1 protein-coding gene is annotated in these 1,292 nt (G+C 64.1%); it reads left to right on the forward strand.

Annotated elements, in window-relative coordinates; genetic code table 11:
- Window positions 1-1,287: Tn3 family transposase (locus tag V474_RS24730; RefSeq protein WP_148649546.1), on the forward strand; the 1,287-nt coding region annotated here is incomplete at its 5' end.
- Window positions 1,288-1,292 lie beyond the last annotated feature (5 nt).

The following is a 1,292-nucleotide window of genomic DNA, read 5'->3' on the forward strand; positions in this document are numbered from 1 at the left end:
CCGCCCGCCACCGAGATTGCCCGTCGCGCCGCCTATGATCGACTGCCGCGCGTGAAGATCACCGATCTTCTGCTGGAGGTCGATGCCTGGACCGGGTTCAGCGAATGCTTCATCCATCGTCGTTCGGGCCGGGAAGCCGACGATCGCAATGCGCTGCTCACGGTCATCCTCGCCGATGGCATCAATCTCGGCCTCACACGCATGGCGGAAACCTGCCGGGGCGCAAGTCTGCGTCAGCTCGCCCATCTTCACGACTGGCATATTAGCGAGGCCGCTTATGGCGAAGCGCTGGGAAGGCTGATCGACGCCCATCGCGCCATGCCACTCGCCGCGCTGTGGGGAGACGGCACCACTTCGTCGAGCGACGGACAGCAATTTCACGCTGGCGGTCGTGGGGCCGCGATCGGCGACATCAACGCACGCAGCGGCAACGAACCGGGCGTCGCCTTCTACACCCATGTCTCGGATCGATATGATCCCTTCGCGAGCAGGGTGATCGCGGCGACTGCCGGCGAAGCGCCTTATGTGCTGGATGGCTTGCTGTATCATCAGACCGGCCTGACGATTGAGGAGCACTACACCGATACAGGCGGGGCATCGGACCATGTGTTCGGCCTCATGCCCTTCTTCGGCTACCGCTTCGCGCCGCGCCTGCGCGACATCAAGGAGCGTCGTTTACACCTCCTTCCCGGCCAAGAATCCGGCCCCTTGCTTGCCGGCATGACGGCCGAACCGATCGCATTGGGTCATGTCGCGGCGCATTGGGACGAACTGCTGCGGTTCGCCACGTCGATCCGCACCGGCACCGTCACTGCTTCGGCAATGCTGCGCCGCTTGTCCGCCTATCCGCGACAGAACGGACTGGCCCTCGCACTACGCGAGCTGGGCCGCCTCGAACGCTCGATTTTCATGCTCGACTGGCTGCGCGACATCGACCTGCGCCGGCGCACCCAGGCGGGCCTCAACAAAGGCGAAGCCCGCAACGCGCTCGCCCGCGCGCTCTTCTTCAACCAGCTCGGCGAACTGCGCGATCGTCGGTTCGAGAACCAGACCTATCGCGCCTCCGGCCTCAACCTGCTCGTCGCCGCCATCATCTTGTGGAACACTCGCTATCTCGAAATGGCGCTGGCGGACATCGGCACAGCCGACGAAATCGCACGCCACATCGCGCCATTGGGCTGGGAGCATATCTCGCTGACCGGTGACTATAGCTGGAATGTTGAAGATCAACCCGATCCGGACGCCTTGCGACCGCTGCGCGCCGTCAACTCCCTACTTGCCGCGTGACGTTC

The organism is Novosphingobium barchaimii LL02 (assembly GCF_001046635.1).
Taxonomy (GTDB): domain Bacteria; phylum Pseudomonadota; class Alphaproteobacteria; order Sphingomonadales; family Sphingomonadaceae; genus Novosphingobium; species Novosphingobium barchaimii.